Origin of the sequence: Demequina iriomotensis (assembly GCF_000971395.1) — a bacterium.
GTDB classification, from domain to species: Bacteria; Actinomycetota; Actinomycetes; order Actinomycetales; family Demequinaceae; genus Demequina; species Demequina iriomotensis.
On record NZ_BBME01000013.1, the window covers coordinates 11,818 to 31,489 of the forward strand.

Annotated in this window: 9 protein-coding genes; 5 read left to right on the forward strand and 4 right to left on the reverse strand. The window is 74.6% G+C overall.

Features of this window, described 5'->3' with window-relative positions; translation table 11 throughout:
• Positions 1-136 precede the first annotated feature (136 nt).
• Positions 137-802 carry a hemerythrin domain-containing protein gene (locus tag AOM09_RS08095; protein ID WP_062386617.1) on the forward strand — a complete coding sequence of 222 codons (666 nt, stop codon included), beginning with the start codon at positions 137-139 and terminating at the stop codon, positions 800-802.
• Here AOM09_RS08095 and AOM09_RS08100 read toward each other — a convergent pair.
• Positions 768-3,107 carry an ATP-binding protein gene (locus AOM09_RS08100; RefSeq protein ID WP_062386619.1) on the reverse strand — a complete coding sequence of 780 codons (2,340 nt, stop codon included), beginning with the start codon at positions 3,105-3,107 and terminating at the stop codon, positions 768-770. The genes AOM09_RS08095 and AOM09_RS08100 overlap by 35 nt on opposite strands.
• Positions 3,108-3,257: 150 nt before the next feature.
• On the opposite strand from AOM09_RS08100, the gene AOM09_RS08105 reads away from it, so the two are divergent.
• On the forward strand, positions 3,258-3,698 hold the full coding sequence (locus AOM09_RS08105; RefSeq protein ID WP_062386621.1) for a hypothetical protein: 441 nt from the start codon (positions 3,258-3,260) through the stop codon (positions 3,696-3,698).
• Here AOM09_RS08105 and AOM09_RS08110 read toward each other — a convergent pair.
• The 3 genes from AOM09_RS08110 to AOM09_RS08120 are packed head-to-tail and all read right to left on the reverse strand — an operon-like array spanning position 3,679 to position 7,243.
• On the reverse strand, positions 3,679-3,882 hold the full coding sequence (locus tag AOM09_RS08110) for a putative acetyltransferase (RefSeq protein ID WP_062386624.1): 204 nt from the start codon (positions 3,880-3,882) through the stop codon (positions 3,679-3,681). The genes AOM09_RS08105 and AOM09_RS08110 overlap by 20 nt on opposite strands.
• 4 nt (positions 3,883-3,886) lie before the next feature.
• Positions 3,887-5,416 (reverse strand): SDR family NAD(P)-dependent oxidoreductase, encoded by a 1,530-nt coding sequence (locus AOM09_RS08115; protein ID WP_062386625.1) that lies wholly within the window; start codon positions 5,414-5,416, stop codon positions 3,887-3,889.
• A 12-nt stretch (positions 5,417-5,428) separates the two neighbouring features.
• Positions 5,429-7,243, reverse strand: coding sequence for a DEAD/DEAH box helicase (locus tag AOM09_RS08120; RefSeq protein ID WP_062386628.1), 1,815 nt, complete (start codon positions 7,241-7,243; stop codon positions 5,429-5,431).
• Positions 7,244-7,372: 129 nt separating this feature from the next.
• Between AOM09_RS08120 and AOM09_RS08125 the strand changes: the two genes are divergently transcribed.
• From AOM09_RS08125 to AOM09_RS08135, 3 genes are all read left to right on the forward strand, one after another.
• Positions 7,373-9,052, forward strand: coding sequence for an alpha/beta-hydrolase family protein (locus tag AOM09_RS08125; protein ID WP_082098964.1), 1,680 nt, complete (start codon positions 7,373-7,375; stop codon positions 9,050-9,052).
• A gap of 97 nt (positions 9,053-9,149) precedes the next feature.
• The gene (locus tag AOM09_RS08130) at positions 9,150-15,977 is read left to right on the forward strand and encodes a hypothetical protein (protein ID WP_156162300.1); all 6,828 of its coding nucleotides are present in this window, start codon (positions 9,150-9,152) and stop codon (positions 15,975-15,977) included.
• Positions 15,977-19,591: a hypothetical protein gene (locus AOM09_RS08135; protein WP_062386636.1), complete on the forward strand. Its 3,615-nt coding sequence runs from the start codon at positions 15,977-15,979 to the stop codon at positions 19,589-19,591. Before AOM09_RS08130 ends, AOM09_RS08135 begins: the two co-directional genes overlap by 1 nt.
• Positions 19,592-19,672: the final 81 nt, after the last annotated feature.

Sequence of the window (19,672 nt, forward strand, 5' to 3'; positions counted from 1 at the left end):
TCACTGTGCCATAGGTGACCGGCAGCAAGGCACGCCGCCCGCCATGTGGACCCGATGTGGGCGTCCTGTGGGTGGGCCGCGTCCACGCTGCGCGCGAGCCTGGCGGTACCAGCTACGCCCCTGAGGAGGAGCCGCCATGACCGCCATCGTCCCGCCCGACCAGCGTCCCGACATCCAGGAGATGGTGGTGATCCACCGCGCGTTCCGGCGCGAGTTCACGGCCGTGCCGGCGTACATCCGGGCGACGCCGCGAGGCGACCTCGCACGCTCGGCGGTGGTCGCGCAGCACCTGCGCCTGTGCATGGCCGGGCTCGAGATGCATCACACCGGCGAGGACATCGTGCTGTGGCCGCTGCTGCTGGAGCGCGCCGCGCCGTCGACCGGCCTCGTCGAGACGATGCAGGAGCAGCATCACGGCGTCGATGCCCACATCGCGGCGGTCGAACCCGCCCTCGTCGCGTGGGAGGGGCGGGCCCAGGTCGAGGACGGCGAACGCCTTGCCGCCCTCGTGGAGGCGTTCAGCGCGGCGCTGTTCGAGCACCTCGATCTCGAGGAGCGCGAGATCCTCCCGCTCGCGTACCGCCACGTCACGGATGCGGAGTGGCGGCAGATGGGACAGCACGGCACCGAGACGATGAAGACGCGCGAGCTGCCGATCATGTTCGGCCTGGTGCTCGAGGACGCCGACGCGGAGGAGCGGACGCGGATGCTCGCGACGCTGCCGGTGCCGGTCCGGGTGGTGCTGCGGACCGTCGGCGCGTGGCAGTTCAGGCGCTACGTGCGGCGCCTGCGCGGTCGATGACCTCGGCGCTGCGGGCGCCGATGCCCTGGGCGTCCGCGGCGCGGCCCGCGGCCCACGCCGCGGCGAACGTCGCGGGCGCGAGCGTGGCGCGGGTGCGCGCGAGGCCCCGATCCGCGAGGACGCGCGCCGCCGGGAACGTCGGGTCGACGGCATCGGCGATCGACACCGCCGCCGCCGCACCGAAGAGCCAGGCCGCTGTCTCGAGGTCGCCGGCGCGCCCGGCGAGGCCGGCGAGCGCCGGGAGCGCGTAGCCGAGCGTCCAGCTCAGCCGGCCGTCGAGCGAGAGCGCGATGGACTCGCCCAGCAGCACCGCCGTGGCGTGCTCGTCGCCCTGCACCTCCGCCAGCGTCGCGTGGACGTTGAGCGCCGTCGCGAGCGTGAACGGGTTGCCGGTCTCACGGGCGTCGCGCACCGCGCCGTCGATCTCCGCAGCGGCGACCGCGAGATCGCCGGCCGCCAGCGCGAGCTGGCACCGCGCGATCCGCGCATGAGCGGCCACCCACGGGCGTCCCGCCTCGCGCGCGCGGGCCTCCGCATCGTCGAGGGTGCGAGCGGCCACGTCGAGCCTGCCCGCGAATACCTCGGCCTGCGCCAACAGCGTCAGCGCCGCGCAGGTGACGGCAGGGTCGCGGACGCGACCGACGGCCGCACGGGCCCCCTCCGCCTCGCGCGCCATCGCCGCGTGGTCGCCGGTGAGCAGCAGCAGCCCGAGGCGCCCGGCGGCCACGTGACAGCGCGTGGCGTCCGACACGCCCGCGCCGACGCGACCGAGCCACTCGAGGCCCTCGTGCGCGTGCCCGCGCAGCGCGAGGTAGGGCCACAGGCGCCCGGCCAGCTCAGCGGCGTCGTTGTCGCGGTCCAGCTCGATGAGCCGGAGGTAGGCGGCGCGGACGTTGCCGTGGTCCTCCTCGAGCAGGTCGAGCGTCGGCACCAGCAGGGCACCCTCGAGGGCGTCCGCCGCGGCCAGGCCTTGCGCAACGTAGAAGTCGGCATGAACGCTCGCGACCGACGCTGCGTCGCCCGCGGCATGCAGCCGGGCCATCGCGTACCGGCGCACGGGCTCCAGCATGCGAAAGCGCGGTGCGGGCCCGGGCGACGGGACCCTCACCACCAGCGACTGCTCCACCAGCCGCAGCAGCGCCTCCGGCGTCGGCGTGCCCGCCGCGGCGACCGCCTCGGCCGCCGCGAGCGTGAAGCCGCCGACGAACACCGAGAGGCGCGCGAACAGCCCGATCTCCTCGGGCTCGAGCAGGTCCATGCTCCACTCGAGCACCGAGTCCATGGTGCGGTGACGGGCAGGGAGATCGGCCGGACCGTCGCCGAGCGCGACCTCGCCGAGCCGATCCGCGAGCATCGCGGGCGTGAGGACGCGCAGCCCCGCCGCGGCGAGCTCGAGGCCCAGGGGCAGCCCGTCGAGGCGCCGGCAGATCTCGGCCAGCGCCGCCGCATCGGCGGCGGTGCGCGGCAGGCCGCGGCCCGCCGCGCCGGCCCGCTCGAGCAGCAGCGCCACGGCGGGCGACGCCGCCACGGCGTCGAGTCCTGACCCGACCGGCAGAGCCAGCGGTGCCACCGCGTACTCGTGCTCGGCGCGGATCCGCAGCGGGGCGCGGCTGGTCGCGAGCACCACGAGCGCCGGACAGCGGGTCAGGAGCTCCGCCACCAGGGTGCCGATGCCCGCCACCTGCTCGAGGTTGTCCAGGACCACCAGCACCGGCGGTCCGGCGAGCAGGCGTGCCAGCTCGCCCTGCGGGTCGTCACCCACGAGGTCGGGCAGCCCGAGCGCGCTCGCGATGCGCGGCAGCGCAGGCACGGCCTGGCGCACCGGGGCGAGGTCGACGGCGGCCGCGCCGCCGGGGAAGCGGCCGGACTCGAGCGCGAGCACCTCGAGGGCGAGCCGGGTCTTCCCGACGCCGCCGGTGCCGGTGAGCGTCACCAGACGATGCGGGCCGCCGGCGAGCAGCGCACGCAGCTCCGCGACCTCGCGCGCGCGCCCGATCAACGCGCCCGCCGCGACGAACGGTCCAGGGCCCATGGCGGGCGCGGCCGGTGCGACCGGGGCGGCCGCCGCATGACCCGGCACCGCGGCGATGAGCGAGGCGCGTGCGTCACCCGCCAGGTCCAGCGCGTCCGCGAGCGCGCGCACCGTGTGCGGATAGGGACGGCGCCGTTCGCCGCGCTCGAGCACGCCGATGGCCTTCGCGGTGATGCCCGACCGCGCCGCGAGCTCTTCCTGCGTGAGCGCGCGTTCCTCGCGCAGGCGCCGTAGGGCGGCTCCGAACTCTCCGGGCGTGCTGTCGTGGCCCACGTCGGCACGCTAACAGGTGCGATGCCCGTGCGGCGATGGCGGGAGGGACGTGGACGTGCTGTGGGGGCGCTGTGGGTGGGACGGCGAATGGGACCCGCGCAGGCTGGGAGGTGGACGGCACCGGGCCGTCCCTCACCGAGAGGAACCACCATGCCCACCACCTCATCGCCCGCCGTCGCGACGTCGCGCACGGCTCCGGCTCCCACGCGCCTCGTCGTCTACGGCCGTCACCAGAGCGGCGTCCTCCTCGCGGCCTTCACCCTCTCGGCAGGGCACACCGTGTACGCGTGGGCCGCCGGGATCGAGGATCCGACGTTCACCGTCACCACGCCGCTCACGTGGGTGTTCTACGCCGTCGCGTTCGCGATGGCGCGGCTCGCGGGGCGGCCTGCCCGCTGGTCCCAGGCGACGGTGCTGGCGTACCTGACGGCGCTGCTCGGGATCTCGATCTTCTACTACCCGACGACGTTCGGGCCCGCGCAGCAGACCACCTTCGGGTGGTTCGAGAACGACGTGTACGTGGGGCTCCTGCTCACCGCGGCCTACCTGGGCGTGCAGCGGCTCCGCGGCGTCACGTTGCGCGACGGGTGACGGGCGGCACCGGCTTGGCCGCGACGATCGTGCGGACCGCGATGGTCTCGACGCCGCGCTTGCCGTCCACGACCACGGTGTCGGCATCCGCGCTCAGCAGCTCGCCGAGCGCATCGGTCGCCTGCCCCGATGGCAGGAGGTAGCGCACCACCACCCGGTGCCCGGGCGCGGGAAGCCTGATCATCGGCTCACCACCGCGACGGCGCGTAGTCCTTGAGGAACACCCCGAAGAGGTCCTCGCCCGCCTCGCCGCGCACCACAGGGTCGTACACCCGCGCCGCGCCGTCGACCAGGTCGAGCGGTGCGTGGAAGCCCTCCTCGGCGAGCCGCACCTTGGTCGGGTGAGGGCGCTCGTCGGTGATCCAGCCGGTGTCGACGCTGGTCATGAGGATCCGGTCCGCGTCGAACATCTCGCGCGCGCTGGTGCGGGTCAGCATGTTGAGCGCCGCCTTCGCCATGTTCGTGTGCGGGTGCCCGGGGCCCTTGTAGCCGCGCTCGAACACGCCCTCCATCGCGGAGACGTTCACCACGTAGGAACGGCCGGTGGACGATGCGGCGGCGGCCGCCGCGAGGGACGCGCGCAGGCGGTTGATGAGGATGAACGGCGCCGTCGAGTTGCACAGCTGCACCTCGAGCAGCTCGAGCGGGGTCACCTCGCCGACCGCCTGGATCCAGGAGTTGGTGTCGTGGAGGTCGGGCACCAGCCCGCCCGCGTCGATCGCGGACCCGTCGGCCAGCCGTGCGAGCGACGACGAGCCGGGTGCGAGCGCGAGGTCGACGAGCCGCTGCGCGTCGTGCACGCCCATCTCCTCGACGTGGGCGGACGCGAGCAGCGGGTGCGTCGCGACCGAGGACTCGATGCTGAGGGGATGCGCGTCGCTCGTGCGGCCGAGCGTGAGCAGCTGCGGGCCGCGGCCCTCCTCCCACAGGCCGTGCGGCACCGGCACCTGCTCCGCCTCGACCAGCGGCGCGTACGCGCCGGGGGAGCGGCGCACCGTCTGCGCGGCGTTGTTGATGAGGATGTCGAGCGGCCCTCCGGCCGCGACCGAATCGGCGAGCGCGACCACCTGGGCCGGGTCGCGCAGGTCGATGCCGACCACGGTGAGGCGATGGAGCCACTGCGCCGCGTCGGGCATGGCGGCGAACCGCCGCACCGCATCGCGCGGGAAGCGCGTGGTGACGGTGAGGTCGGCGCCGTCCTGGAGCAGGCGCAGCGCGATGTGCATGCCGATCTTCGCGCGCCCGCCGGTGAGCAGCGCACGCCGCCCGCGCAGGTCGGTGCGCGCGTGGCGCTTCGCGTGGCCCGTGGTCGCGCACGCCGGGCAGAGCTGGTGGTAGAACGCGTCGACGGTCGTGTACTTCTGCTTGCAGATGTAGCACGGGCGCGCCTTGAGGTACGTGCCCGCCGTGGGGGAGGACGCCCGCGCCTCGAGCGTGAGGCCGCGGGTCTCGTCGTCGATGCGATCCGCGGCGCCCGTCGCCGTCGCGGCGACCACGGCCGAGTCCGCGGACGCGATCGCGGCGCGGCGCTCGCGCCGCCGGCTCTGCTTGACGGCCTTGATCATCGCGGCGGTCGCGTTGCGCACCGTGGTGAAGTCCGGATGGTCCTCGTCGACGTCGCTCAGCGAGGCCAGCACGCGCAGCGTGGTGGCGAGGTCGGCCGGGTCGATGACGTGCGGCGGTGACGTGAGGGAGCGGGTGTCGGGCACTCGCTCCATCCTACCGGCGCGTCAGTCCCAGCGAGGCTTGCGCGGCCTGCGGTCACCGCCACGGTCACCGCTGCGCGAGTCGCCGCGTTCGCCGTAGCGCCCGCCGCGCGGACCGCCCCGCGACGGCCCGCCCGAGTCGGGCCGGATGTCGATGAGGCGACCGGAGATGCGCGTCCCGCCGAGCCGCTGGAGCGCGGACGGCGGCAGCGTCGACGGCAGCTCGACCAGGGAGAACTCCGGCAGGATCGTGATCTTGCCGAAGTCGCCGCGCGCGAGCCCGCCCTCGTTCGCGAGCGCTCCGACGATCTGCCGGGGCTCGACCTTGTGACGCTTGCCCACCTCGATCCGGTAGGTGGTGAAGCCCTCGCTGGGTCCGCGAGCGGCGCGCCCGCCCCGGTCGTCGCGGCCCGCGCCTCGCGCATCGTCCCGTCCCCGGTCGCGCGCGGCGCGCTCGGGCGCGAACGATGCGCGCTTGGGCTCGTCGGCAGGGTCGAGCAGCAGCGGGGTGTCGCCCTGGGCGACCACCGCGAGCGCCGCGGCGACGTCCGCCTCGGGGACGTCGTGGTGCTCGACGTAGTGGGCGATGATGTCGCGGAAGCGGCTGATCCGGTCGCTCTGCTCGAGCGCGGCCGTGATCGAGTCGTCGAAGCGCGCGAGGCGCGTGGCGTTGACCTCGTCCGCCGACGGCCAGTGCATCTCGGTGAGCGGCTGGCGGGTCGCCTTCTCGATCGCGGTGAGCATGCGCCGCTCGCGGGGCGTGATGAAGCTGATCGCGTCGCCGGTGCGGCCCGCGCGGCCGGTGCGGCCCACGCGGTGCACGTAGGACTCGGTGTCGATCGGGATGTCGAAGTTCACCACGTGGGTGATCCGCTCGACGTCGAGGCCGCGCGCCGCGACGTCGGTGGCCACCAGGATGTCGAGCTTGCCGTCCTTGAGCTGCTTGATGGTGCGCTCGCGCTGGGCCTGCGCGACGTCGCCGCTGATGGCGGCCGCGGCGAGGCCGCGCGCCCGCAGGCGCTCCGCGACCGTCTCCGTGTCGTTCTTGGTGCGGGTGAAGACGATCATCGCCTCGAAGTTCTCCACCTCGAGCAGGCGCGTGAGGGCGTCCATCTTCTGCTGGTAGGCGACCACCAGGTAGCGCTGCGTGATGTTCGCGGACGTGGTGGTCTTGCGCTTGACCGTGATCTCGGCCGGGTCGTTCAGGTAGCGCTGCGACAGGCGGCGGATCTGGGCCGGCATGGTCGCGGAGAACAGCGCGACCTGCTTGTCCTCGGGCGTCGAGGCGAGGATGGTCTCGACATCCTCGGCGAAGCCCATCTTGAGCATCTCGTCGGCCTCGTCGAGCACCAGGTACTTCAGCTCTGACAGGTCGAGCGTGCCCTTGTCGAGGTGGTCCATGATGCGCCCGGGGGTGCCCACGACCACGTGGACGCCGCGCCGCAGCGCCGAGAGCTGCACGCCGTAGCCCTGGCCGCCGTAGACGGGCAGCACATGGACGCCCTTGATCTCGGCGGCGTAGCGCTCGAACGCCTCGCACACCTGCAGGGCGAGCTCGCGCGTCGGGGCGAGCACGAGCGCCTGGGGCGCCTTCTGCGCCTTGTCGAGACGCGCGAGGATCGGCAGCGCGAACGCCGCGGTCTTGCCGGTGCCGGTCTGCGCGAGACCGACCACGTCGCGGCCCTCGAGCAGCAGCGGGATGGTCTCGGCCTGGATCGCGGACGGGGTCTCGTAGCCGACGGACCGGAGCGACTTGAGGATCGGGCCGTCCAGGCCCAGGTCAGCGAAGGTCTGCGTGGGAGCGTCGGCTGCGTCGGTCTCGACGCTCTCGGAAGTCATGGGACCACCGTAGGCGCAACCGGTCCCGTGCGGGGACCGGAAAGGACCCTGGTCTGCGCGCGAGACGAATCTTCGCCCGCTGCCCGAAGCGTCCGGATTCGCCCGCTAGTGTGAGCGCAACGAGGGAGGATGCCTGTGATCACGGTGGCACGCATGACCGCCCGGCTCGACGTCGCGGGCGCGGTGACCGGCCTGGTGGCCGTCGCGCTCTCGCTGACGCCGTCGCTCCTGCCCCGACCCGCATGGGGACAGGGGCTCGTCTCCGGTCTCGCGTTCGCCGTCGGCTACGGCGTCGGCGTCCTCGCGTGGCGCGGGATCGCGCGCCTCTCGCGCGGCAGGCTCCCCGACGCGGCGGACGCGCCCGCGTGGATCGTGACCCTCATCGGGCTCGGCGGCGTCGCGGCGATCATGCCGTTCGCCCTCGACTGGCAGAACTCGGTGCGCGAGGCGGTCGGGATGCCCGATACGAGCGGCTTCGACTGGCTGGTCGCGGGCGTGGGCTACCTCCTGGGTGCGTGGCTCGCGTTCGGCATCGGCCGGGGCGTCGCGCGCGGGTACCGCGCCCTGCACCGTCTCATCGCGCCCAGGATCCCCGGCCGCGACACCCGGCCCCGCGCATCGTCCACCGCGACCGTCGCGGCGACGCTGGTGGCCATGCTCGCGGTCTTCTCGATCGGCCTGTCGGTGCTCTCGTGGCTGCTCACGGTGGCGTCTGAGAGCAAGAACCGGCAGTACGACCCGGAGTACGCGCAGCCCACGAGCGAGCTGCGCTCGGGCGGCCCGGGCAGCCTGGTCGCATGGGACCAGGTGGGTCAGGCGGGTGCCAAGATCGTGGGCGGGGGCCCGACGCGGGAGGAGATCGCGGCCGTCACCGGGCTGGACGCCCAGGACCCCATCCGGGTCTACGTCGGCATCGACGTGCCGGGCACGTTCGAGGAGCGGGCCCAGCTCGCCGTCGAGGAGCTCGAGCGCACAGGCGCCGCCGAGCGGTCCGTGCTGCTGCTCGCGGGCACCACCGGCTCCGGCTGGCTCGACCCCGCGGCGATCGACGGCTTCGAGTACCTCCACGCGGGCGACACCGCGCTGGTCGCGATGCAGTACGGCGCGACCGGCAGCCCCGTCTCCGCGCTGCTCACCCCGGATCTGTCCCAGGACGGCACCACGGCGCTCGTCGAGGCGGTCACCGCGTGGTGGGAGGCCCTGCCCGAGGGCGACCGACCCCAGCTGGTGGTCTACGGACTCAGCCTCGGGAGCTTCGGGATCCAGTCGGCCTACGACGATGCGGCGGACCTCCAGGCGTCCACCGAGGGCGCCGTCCTCGCGGGCACCCCGTCCTTCACCCCGATCTGGTCGGCGCAGCAGGACGCGCGCGACGCGGGCAGCCCGTACTCGCTCCCCGTGCTCGACGACGGCGCGCACGTGCGGTGGACCGATGCGTGGGGCGGGTTGGATGCGCCCGCGTCGCCCTGGGAGGCGCCGCGCGTCGCGTACCTCCAGCACGGCAACGACCCCGTCGTGTGGATCGGTCCGCGCGTGATCTGGGCGGAGCCCGAGTGGCTCAAGACGGGCCAGCGCTCGGCGAGCGTGAGCGAGGACATGGTCTGGATCCCGGTGGTCACAGCCTTCCAGGGCGTGATCGACCTCATCCTGTCCACGGCAGTCCCGGAGGACGCGGGCCATAAGTACGGCAACCTCGCCGTGGACGCCCTCCGTCAGGTCAGCGGGGACGCGGGTCTCGACGACGACGCGATGGCGCGTGTGCGCGCGGTGATCGAGCAGTACGACACGTTCTCTCCCGTCGCCAACTAGGGCCTCCGCGCGTCGGCGCGGTTGTCCGTTTTGTCAGGCAGGCCTACTGTGGCTGGGGAATGCCACAGTCCGAGTCCCCGGCCCTGTGAGGCGCATCGTGACGCAGTGGGATGAGCTACCGGACGCCGCGAGGAACGGCGGCGCACTCGGCGTCCTGGAGGACGCCCTCAGCGCGTCGGGGGCGACCGGTCCCACACAGGACGGCGACTGGCGCGTGTGGACCAACACGTACCGTGCGCCGGCCGCGCTGACGCTCGGCGCGAACGGCGGCGTGGCGGGCGCCACCCCCATCGAGTTCCGCGACCCGAACCTCACCGTCGAGATCGGGCTGCACCAGACCGGCGGGGTGGACGACGGCGGGTGGCGGGTGATCCTCCAGAGCCCCGTGGTCGCCGTCCATCTGCCGTTCCTCAGCCCGGCCGTCTACGACGCCCCGAACGCGCGGCTGCTGCCCGACCCGTCCGTCGACCGCGTGCGGATGGTGGTGGGCGGGCTCCGACTGCGGCTCATGCAGCTCGCGGGCGCCTCGGTGCAGTTCGATGTGCTCGCGGCGTCGACGTCGGGTCCGCCGACGGACCGGATCTACGACCTCGTGAGGATGGAGCCGCCGTACGCGACGATCGGCCCGGGTTCCACAGTGGGCATCGGGTTCCGCTCCGCGGTGCTCGACCTCAGCGACGCGGCAGGTCCCGCGGGTATTCCCCCCGGCGCCCGTGCCATGCCCGATGCGTGGCAGGGCTTCTTCCTTCCGGAGGTGAGGCTCTTCGTCCAGCCGCCCGGTCTCGACGACCTGTACGTGACGGCCGCGGCCCGCGACATGTACATCGGCGTCGGCGCGAGCGCGGGTGTCACCGCGATCATCGAGGCCGAGGTGGTGAACACGGCCAAGCTGACCGTCTCCGCGCACGTCCTCACCGAGGAGGGCGCGTACATCCCCGTCGCCATCGCGGATCCCGAGGCGGAGCCGGCGCAGGGCACGGCCAGCGTGCCCGCGGTCTCGACGTTGTTCATCGACACCCACGGGGGGTCCGGCGCGAACACCGTCACCATCGACCCCGACAACGGTGCTCCCCTCCTCGGCACGCGCGCGAGCATCGCGACCGATGCGGACGGCACCACGGTCGACGTGACGGTGCACGACGACGCGGCGGGGATCACGCGGCGTCTCTCGATCGCTCTGTCACGAGCGGCCGGGGTCGGAGGCGGCGGGGGAGGCGGCGCGGTCACGCGACTCTCGGTCACGCCGACGTCCGCCGCGCCGCCCTACCGCATGGTGATCGACTCGCTTGAGCCGGCCGTGGTCCGGCTCGAGCCCGAGCCCCCGATCACGGGGACCGTCGCGTGGACCAGCTCGGCGGTGCCCATCGTCGGCGCCGCCGACGAGGCCGCGGTGACCCTGGACCTCTCCGCGCTGAGCGAGGCGAACCCGCTCTCGAGCGATCTCGAGGTCGCCATCAGCGGTCCACCGGAGGTGGTGAGCGACTGCTACTTCCTCTTCGACCACCCGACGCGCGCCGAGCTGGACGACCCGGCGTGGGCGCTCAACCGCGAGCACACGCGCGACCAGCCGTCGCCCGCGCGGGACGCGCGCGCCGCGTCCCGCAGCTACGTCGACGCGGCCAAGGACCTGGCCACGTACCTCGACACCGGAACGGAGCTCACGGTCGACGGCTACGCCTCCTACGAGACCGCGCAAGACGGGTACAACCGCGACCTCAGCCGCCGCCGGCGGGACGCGGCGAAGGCGATCCTCGCCAAGGCGGGCTTCACGCAGCTCAAGGACGGTCAGCCGTTCGGCGCGGACAACGCGCACGACGGCACCCCGGTCCGGCCCGACGGCCCCACCCCGGCGCCGCCGATCGAGACCGACGGCTCCTGGTGGCGCGCACGCGCGTGGGCGCCCGCGGCGCCGCCGCGCACCCTGGCCGCGGCGCTCGCGGCGAGCAAGGAGACCTGGGGAGGCGACCACACCTCCAAGGACGTGACGCCCTCGCGCCCGGCCCAGCCCACGTGCTTCCGGCGCATCGGGGTGCGGATCGAGCTGCTGCGCGGCACCCTGATCCGTGCCGAGGTCTGGGGCGAGTTCGACCTGTCCAGCGCCGCCGACTCGAGCAAGCCGGGCCTGGGCCTCACGGACCAGCAGCACCAGGACAACCCCGCCGACGGCATCGTCGACTTCCTGGTGCGCCTGCGCCTCAGCGAGGACCGCGAGTCCTGGCAGACGGAGGCGGAGTTCCGGGCGCACGATGCGGACAAGGACGGCCTTTACCGGCGCGAGCGAGGCGACGGCATCCCCGACGCGGTGCTCGACTCCGTCGGCGCGCTCGCGGTGCTCGCCCCGCTGACGTCGGCGGTGAGCGACCTCTCACCCGCCGCGGGCTCCGTGGTCGCGCTCGGCGAGATCGCTCTCGGCGTTGCGGGGGTGATGACCACGCAGCGGCTGACGCTCTACGGCGGCCGCCTGGTGGTGAGCGACGGCATCGTCAGCGCGGACGGCGCGACGGGCGACGCCGACGCCGGCTACCAGGTCAGCGTGCTGTTCGACGTCGAGGCGACCTTCGCCTTCAACCTGAAGATCATCCGCACCGCGCCCGGCAAGCCCATGAGCGCGCGGTACAAGGCGATCGGCGTGGCGGCGGCATGGGGGAGCGCGGCCGACCCCGGCTTCACCCCGCGGGCGGTGTTCGAGCCCGCCCAGGGCTACACGATCGACGCCCCGGAGGGGTCGCTCGTGGCGCGCTCCCCGCTCGACAGGATCCTGCGCATCTTCGGGTTCACGGTGAGCCGGGACAACCCCATGTTCGTCGAGGTGCAGTTCGGGCTCGGGATCGAGCTCGGGATCCTCACCGTCGACACCGCGACCGTGCGGGCCACCTTCTCCGGGGACGGCACCCCGGACATCAGCGTCTCCCGGCTCGCGGCGACGCTCGACGTGCCCGGGGTGCTCCACGGCACCGGCTTCGTCTCGATCTCCGAGGCGGAGATCAGCGGCGGCTTCGACGTGTCGGTGGCCTCGGTGGGGATCCGGATCGCCGCGACGCTCACCGTCCATCCCGACCCCGGCGGCGGTCCCGCGATCGGGATCCTCTTCGGCGCGGCCGTCGAGTTCCCGGCGCCCATCCTTCTGGGCGCCTCGGGGCTGGGGATCTACGGCTTCCTCGGCGGCATGGGGATCAACTTCGCGCGGACCTACGACGCGAACGCCGATCTGCCGGTGCTCGACTGGGCGATCACGCACCTGCGCAACGACGACCTCTTCACCCCCGACGCGTGGCACTACGACAAGGACGACTACTCCTTCGGCGCGGGCCTCGTCCTCGGCACCATGGACGCGGGCTTCACGCTCAACCTCAAGGGCGTGCTGCTGATCTCGGTCCCCGGCCCGCAGATCACGCTGATGGCGCTCGCCGACGTCCTGTCGCCGGGCCTGCCGGAGCTGGGCGGCGACACCACGGCCTCGATCATCGCCGTCATCGACCTCGACCTCGGGCGGGGCACCATCCTCATCGCGCTGCGGATCGAGTACTCGGTCGGCACCTTCCTGTCGGTCAAGGTGCCCGTCACCGCCTTCTTCGACACCCGCACCACCGCGCACTGGTACCTCGAGCTCGGCTCCTACGAGCATCCCGCCACGGTGAGGGTGTTCGACACCTTCACGGGCTCGGGCTACCTCGAGGTGCACGGCGACGGGCTGGCGCTGCCCACCGACCCGCCGCTGCAGGCGACCGGGCTGGTGTTCGCCACCGGGTTCCACATCGAGGCCGTGCTCATGGGGCGCGAGGACCTCGGGCTCTACTTCAAGGCCGCCGCGGGATTCGACGCGCTGCTGGCGCCCGACCCGCTGTACGTGGGCGGCATCATCGAGGTCAGCGGCGAGCTGCGCCTGTGGATCGTCAGCATCTCCGCGAGCGCCAAGCTCGACGTCATCTACCAGGGCGACACGGACGCGCTGTGGGTCCACGGCAAGGTGCGCGGCAAGGTCGACTTCTTCTTCTTCAGCGTCGAAGGCTCGGTCGAGCTCACCATCGGCACCGAGCCCGCACCTCAGCCGCCCGCCGTCCAGGATCTGGTCACGGGCGTCGGCCTGGTCGCGCGGTCGATCCACGTGCTCCTCGAGGGGGCGGCGGGCGGCGAGCCCGTCGACGGCGTGCTCGCCAAGGCGAGCGAGACCGGCGCGGTGCCCGCGGACGTGCCGATCGACGCGATCCCCGTCGTCTCCTTCCTGGCCCTGCCCCGGACCGACGAGGCCGACGTGCTCGGCGGCGTGCTCGGGAGCTACGCCGGTGCGCCCGCGAACCCGTGGACGCAGATCGGCGACCACTGGTGGAGGTACGAGGTCACGGCCGTGCGACTCACTGGCGGCCCGCTGATCCCTCCCGCGACGCCCGGCACCGGCGTGGCGAGCGCGTGGTGGGTGCTGACGAGCGAGGCCGAGCCCTCGTCGCTCCAGCTCGCGCTGCTCGACTGGACGCCGGACGCCCACCCCGCGGCCGTGCCCTACGGGGAGGCGCTCACCTCGACCGTGACGCGTCGGTGGGGCACGGTGTGCGCCTCGCCCGCGCCGGCCGCACCCGTGCTGTGGACCTTCGACGGCCAGCCCATGGGCCCCAGCGCCTCCGGCTGGCGCCTCACGGGGATCGCATGGCCGGACCTTCCCGGCACGGTGCGCACCGCGCCCGCACGCACCGGGCTGCGGGTGACCGAGCCGTGGCGCATCGCCGCGGCCGTCGACGCGCTGCAGGGGACCGAGCCCGCCGCCGTCATCGGCGACGCCGTGGCGTGCTTCGACCGCCGGCCTCGCGACGGCGTCGCGGCGTTCGAGGCATGGGCGGCCACGGGGATCGACGGGCACAGCGCGCGAGCCGCCGTCGCCGGCGCCGCCGCGCTCGAGCCGCTCCACGCCCACCTGGACGCCGGTGGAACGCTCTACGACTTCCCGGCCGCGCGCCAGGACACCGCCTGGGACCCCGCGACGCTGTCCGCCTTCGCGCGCGCGGGCGCCGCCACCGGGGCCCGGGCGACCAACGACGCGGGATGCCTCGGCGCGATCCTGCGCTCGCCGTCCCACGACCTCCCGGAGCCGGCGCCGCTCGCCGACGAGGACACGAGGCGGCTGGTCGAGGAGGCATGGGGCGCATCGGGCTTCGTTCCCGACCCGCTCGAGGACGCGGTGGCGTTCGCCCCCGACGCCGGCGAGGGCTGCGACGGCTTCGAGGACGTGACGATGCTGGTGCTCCTGCCGCGCATCGGCCTCGAGCTGGGCCTGCGGGTGGAGGCGCGCGGCCGGGACGGCGGCGTGCTCGCCTCGCGGCGCGTCGATGCCTCCGATCTGGTGCCCTCGCCTGTGCCGCTCCCGGACGCCTGGATCGACGTGGACCGCCCCTGGGCGGATCCGGTGTTCCGTGCCGGCCGCATGGCGGGACGCGTCATGGCATCGGAGAAGGTCCTTCCCGCGCTGGTGCGCCTCGACGGGCTCAAGGGCGAGGCGGCCAGCATCGTCTGCGGGTGGGATCGGCAGCCGGACCTCCCGCCGTTCCCGCCGTTCCACGTGGTCGCGCTCGAGGCGCGCCTCGCCTCCGAGACGCGCAGGCGGGACTGGGACCTCACCACGCTCAACGCGGACCAGCACGCGCTCACCACGGCGCTGTCGCAGCCGGCGGGCAGCGAGCCGCTGCTCACGCCGGGGACGGACTACGCCGTCGAGGTCGACTGGCGCGCCTCCTGGATCCCCGTCGCCGGCGATCCCCTCAGCCCGCCGACGGGGCAGGCGCCCGACGCCGGCCTGACGCCCGCCGACCTCCCGGCGGTGCAGACGGTGAGCCGCACCCAGACCCATCGCTTCCGCACGCGAGGCAAGGCGGCGGTGCCCGCCGACGTGGTGACGGACCTGTCGCCATGGGTGCTCGCCACGGCGCCGGCGGCGCACGAGTCGGGCGTGTTCACGCGATCCGGGGTCTCGCTCACCTTCTCCTCCCAGCGCGTCGCCGCCCTGTTCGACGCCTACGACGTCGACCTCTACGCGGTGGTGCACGCGGCCACCGGGATCCACCCCCGGCTGGCCGACCGGCCGGATGAGGCGACCCCCGAGGTGGGGCTGCAACCCGCGTCGCCGTATGCGAGCGCCGCGGACCCCTTCGGCGTCGCCTCGCCGTGGCGGGAGGCCGTGGAGGACCTCGTGGTGGGCGAGGGCTGCGTCGACGGGCGAGGCTTCACGCGCACCACCTTCACCGTGACGCTGCCCTACGTCTTCGAGCCGCTGACCGAGTACCTGCTCGACGTGCACGCCCGGCGCAAGGGTGCCGGGGGCACGGGCGACATCGTCTACCGCGTCCCCTTCCGTACCGGCCGGTTCGCGGACGAGGCGGAGCTCGCGGCGTTCATAGGCGAGGCCCGCGCGGAGGGCCGCGGCGTGACGCGCCCGTCCGCGCTTGCGGCGCTCGTGGGCGACGTCGCGGGTGCGACGCTCGACGACGCGTTCGAGGCCGCGGGCCTGGGCGCCCCCGAGGTGCCCGGATACCCGGCCCTGCAGGTGCTGTGGAGCACGGAGGCGGAGCCCCAGCCGCTCGCGGTGGTGGTCGAGTCGAGCGAGCCCGTCCGGCGAGCGCGCGCCGTGCCCCAGAAGGTGCATGCCTCGGCGAGCGACCCCGATCCCACGCACCACTACTGGGCGAGCGTCCCGTGGCCCTGGCTCACGGTCGCGGTCGCGACCTCGCCTGCCGCGCCCGGCCTGCCGGACGCTCCCGTCGACCGCATCGCGGCCGGCCCCGGCGGCACGCGCGTGATCGTGCTCCTGGGCCCCGGCGCCCGTGGCACGCGGCTCCGGCTCGACCTGGTGACCGACGCCGACGGGCCCGCGGGGGCGGCCGAGGTGCGCACCCCGCTCGCATCGATCGCGCTGGTGCGAGCACCGTGGGAGGTGGACTGATGGGCCGGATCGCGAACCCCGCCTTCCTGCGCGGGGAGGCCGTGGCGATCCCGTGGGGCGAGATCGCGAAGGCGCAGACCGGGGTGATCGACCGCCGCAAGGAGCGCGCCGGACTCGTTGCCCGGCTCGCCTGGGCCTGCGCCGGCGAACTGGGCGCGCCGCACGGCGCCTTCACGGTGTGGACCCGCGGCGCCGGGCGCGAGGACCCGCGGGACACCGACACCACCACCGAGGTCGCGCACGACGGGACCGTCCGCGTGGACTGGCGCGTCGCCGCGGGCCGCGTGGTGCTCGACTGCCTCGTCGCCGACCCGACCCGCCCGGTCCGCGTGGACCTCTGCTGGCGCGACGGCCGCAAGGAGGCCATCACCGCGAGCGCCTCGGTCTCCGCCGTCGCGGGACGCGCCCGCGTCGATCTCCGCACGTCCGGCGCGACATTCGCGCGCCTCACCAACGGGACCGACCCCTCGGTGACCATCGTCACGCTCGACGAGGTCGCGAACGCCGCCGACTGGGAGCCGCTCGAGCTGGTCGGCCTCCCCGCCACGGGCCCCGAGCTGCCGGGCGCCGACTACGACCTCGCCGACCAGGGGCTCCTGTCCGACCTGCAGGACCCGTTCAAGGCCGCCGTGGACCGGCTGCGCCGCGGGTCCCCGCCCGTCGGCTGGTACCCCGTGCTGCCATCGGGCACCGCCGCACCGCCATGGCAGGCGCCCGACCCCGAACGCCTGGTGACGCAGCTGGCCGCGGAGCTCCTGCCGCGCCTCGCGCCCCTCTACGCACCGGGGCTGCCCGAGCATGCGCAGGCCGCGCTCACCGGCCCTGTCGGGGTCGACGGCCCCGGCCGGCCCGCCGTGATCGACGCGGCGCCGTGGCCGCTGCTCAGCGTCCCCGCGCTGGGCGACACCTACGCGAACCTCGCCCTGGGTTTCGGGACCGCGTACCCGGTCGGCGACGAGGACCAGCGCATCGAACTGCCCCGCGATCCGGAGTTCCTGGTGACCGCGACGTACCGCTCGGGGCCGGTCTTCCGCGCGGGCGGACCGGGCTGGAAGGTCGAGGTCCCGCTGCCGGCCGGCGAGTATGCGGCGTACGCGCCGCCGGTGCGGCACGCGCAGACGCCCGCGCCGGCGCCCTACACCGCGTCGCGCTACTCGCTGCATGCTCCCGCCGCCCTCGACGCGCCGTGGCGCGAGAACGTCCGCGCGACGTGGCCGCCCCTGCCGGCCGAGGCGGCGACCGTGCGCACCACGCAGGTGGCGCCCGTGCGCGCGCCGATCGGGGCGGTCGAGGCCGAGGCGCTGTTCGCGTTCGATGCGCAGACGGACGGCTGGCGCGTGCCGGGGATCCCGGCAGGAGCGGAGGGCGACACGGTGCACGCGACGGTCGACCCCCTCACCGACATCCCGCCCGGCAGCGGCGGCCGCCGCGACGTGTACGCCGCCGCGCTGGCGGACGTCCATGGCGTCTGGTCGCCGTGGAGCGAGGACGCGTACCTCGGCGCCGAGCCCGGCGCGGCCCCGCCGATGCTCGCGAACCTCCGCCTGGTCAGCACCTTCGCCGGGACGCCGCAGTGCCCGGCGAGCCTCGACGTCGAGGTGCTCGTCGAGTGGCACGAGAGGTCCACCACCTCGATCGAGCTCTCGGCGGTCCTGTACCCGATGTCCACGCCGGCGCAGCCGCCGCCGTCGGGCATCGGCCCCGAGAGCGTGCCGCCGGGCGCCTTCCGCCACACATGCGCCATCGCGTTCGCGGGCGACGCGCCGATGGGCGTCGGCTGCTCGGTGTCGCCCCTCGACGCGGACGGCGTGCCCGTCGGCGCCGCGGGGCCCGTGCAAGGAGACCCGCGTCGCTACGCGGTGCACGTGGCCCTCCCCGCCCTCGACTTCGGGTCCGCCCCGCGCTGGGGCGTCGACCTCTGGGCGCGCCGGGAGGTGGCCGTGGGGCCGACCCCCACGGCGTGGGCGCCCGCCGACCCCTCGCGCGCCATGATCGCCACCGCCGGCAGCCCCGTGCCGGTGGTGCCCTCGATCGTCCAGCTGCCCGGCGTCCCGTTGGCGAGCCTCCCGGACGCCGACGGCCTCTCGCACGCCAAGGTGGTCTGGTCGGCGCCGCCGGCCTCGAACGTGAAGACGTTCGCGATCTGGCAGGCGAGCGAGGTGTTGCTGCGCGAGCGCTGCGGCGTGCCCGAACCCGCGCCCGGGGTGGTGCCCGGCGCCCGGCTGCTCGAGCTGCGTCGGCTGCTGGTGGACCACCCGGAGGAGTGCCGCCTCGCCTTCCGGCGCGTGGCGGAGGTGCCGGGCGACGCGCGCGAGGCGGACATCGCGCTGGCCCGTGGTGCGCGCGCCATCCAGGTGTTCGTGGTGACGTCGACGACCACGACCGGCGCCGACTCGCCCTGGCCCTACACCACCGCCACCGCGGACTTCACCCAGGTGTGCATCGCCCCGCGCGTCATGCGGCCGGCGCAGCCCCTCGCGCGCCCGGCGGTCACCGCGACCGGGCTCCGCGTCGACCTCGCCGTCGCGAGCGACGTACCGGTCGGCAGGTTTCTCGTGTACGCCTGCCAGAGCTTCGACGCCGCGCGCCGCGCCGACTCGATGGGCGCACCCGCCCCGGCGGTGGCGCTCGCGCCCGCCGATCCGCCCGGCCCCGGCGAGACGGACGGCGTGACCGGTCAGCCGGTGTACCGCGCGGGCTGGGAGGCATCCCTCACCCCGAGCTGGCGGCCGTGGTACCTGCGCACCGTCGCCGAGCCCGATACGAGCGGGGTGCCTGAGAAGGGCTGGCGCGGGCTTCTCTCGGCCGCCTCCGACATCGTCACGGTGAGCGTGCCGCCCGCCATCCCGCCCGACCTCGACCCCCTGGTGGTGGAGACGGTGACGGCCGACCACACGGTGCTGGTCGCCCGCACGTCGACCGCGGCGCCGGTCGCCGACACCGACCTCGGCCCGCACCTGGTGGCCGGGCGCACGGGTGCCGGCGTGACGCCGCCGGACCTCGACGGCGCACCACCGGCGGCGCTGTCGAGCACGCCGACCGCGGACCCGTCGCCCTACCCCTCGCCCGGCGTCGCCGTGGTGACGCGTGGCGCGCCCGTCGACGGCAGGACGCCCCTCGCGGTGTGGTTCACCCGACCGGACGCATCGTCACCCGTGGAGGTGGGCCTGCGCCTGGTCGATCCCCTGGGCCGCGCCACGGTCCTGACGGCGCACGTGGCGGGCTGGAGCGCGCCCGTCGCTCCCGACCTCCAGCTCGTGGCCGTCACGCGCGTGTCGCCCCTGGCGAGCGTCATCACCGTGACGAGCAGGGTCGACCGGCTCGCGGACCCGCCCTTCGTGCTCGCGGTCGCGGCGGGACGGCGCCTCGTCGTGTTCCCCGGCCCGCGTGACGGCGCCGCGGCGGCGCGGCTCACGGCATCGATCGCGCTGCCGCAGATCCGGCCCGACGGCGGCGGAGGCCTGCCGACCCGCGGGATCCGCTTCGCCTACCGCAAGGGCGTGTCCCGCGTGACGGCGTACGACGTCTACGTCCCGCTCGCCTCGCCGTTCTCGGCGACCGTGACGCTCACGTCGCCGGAGGGGGCGCACAGCGCCGTCCGCGCGTCGGGCTAGGGTCGCGCCGCGTACCGCGGCCGCAGTACGCGCGAAGCCTGCGGCGGGACGATGCGCGGCGGGCTTGCGCTCGGGAGGCTG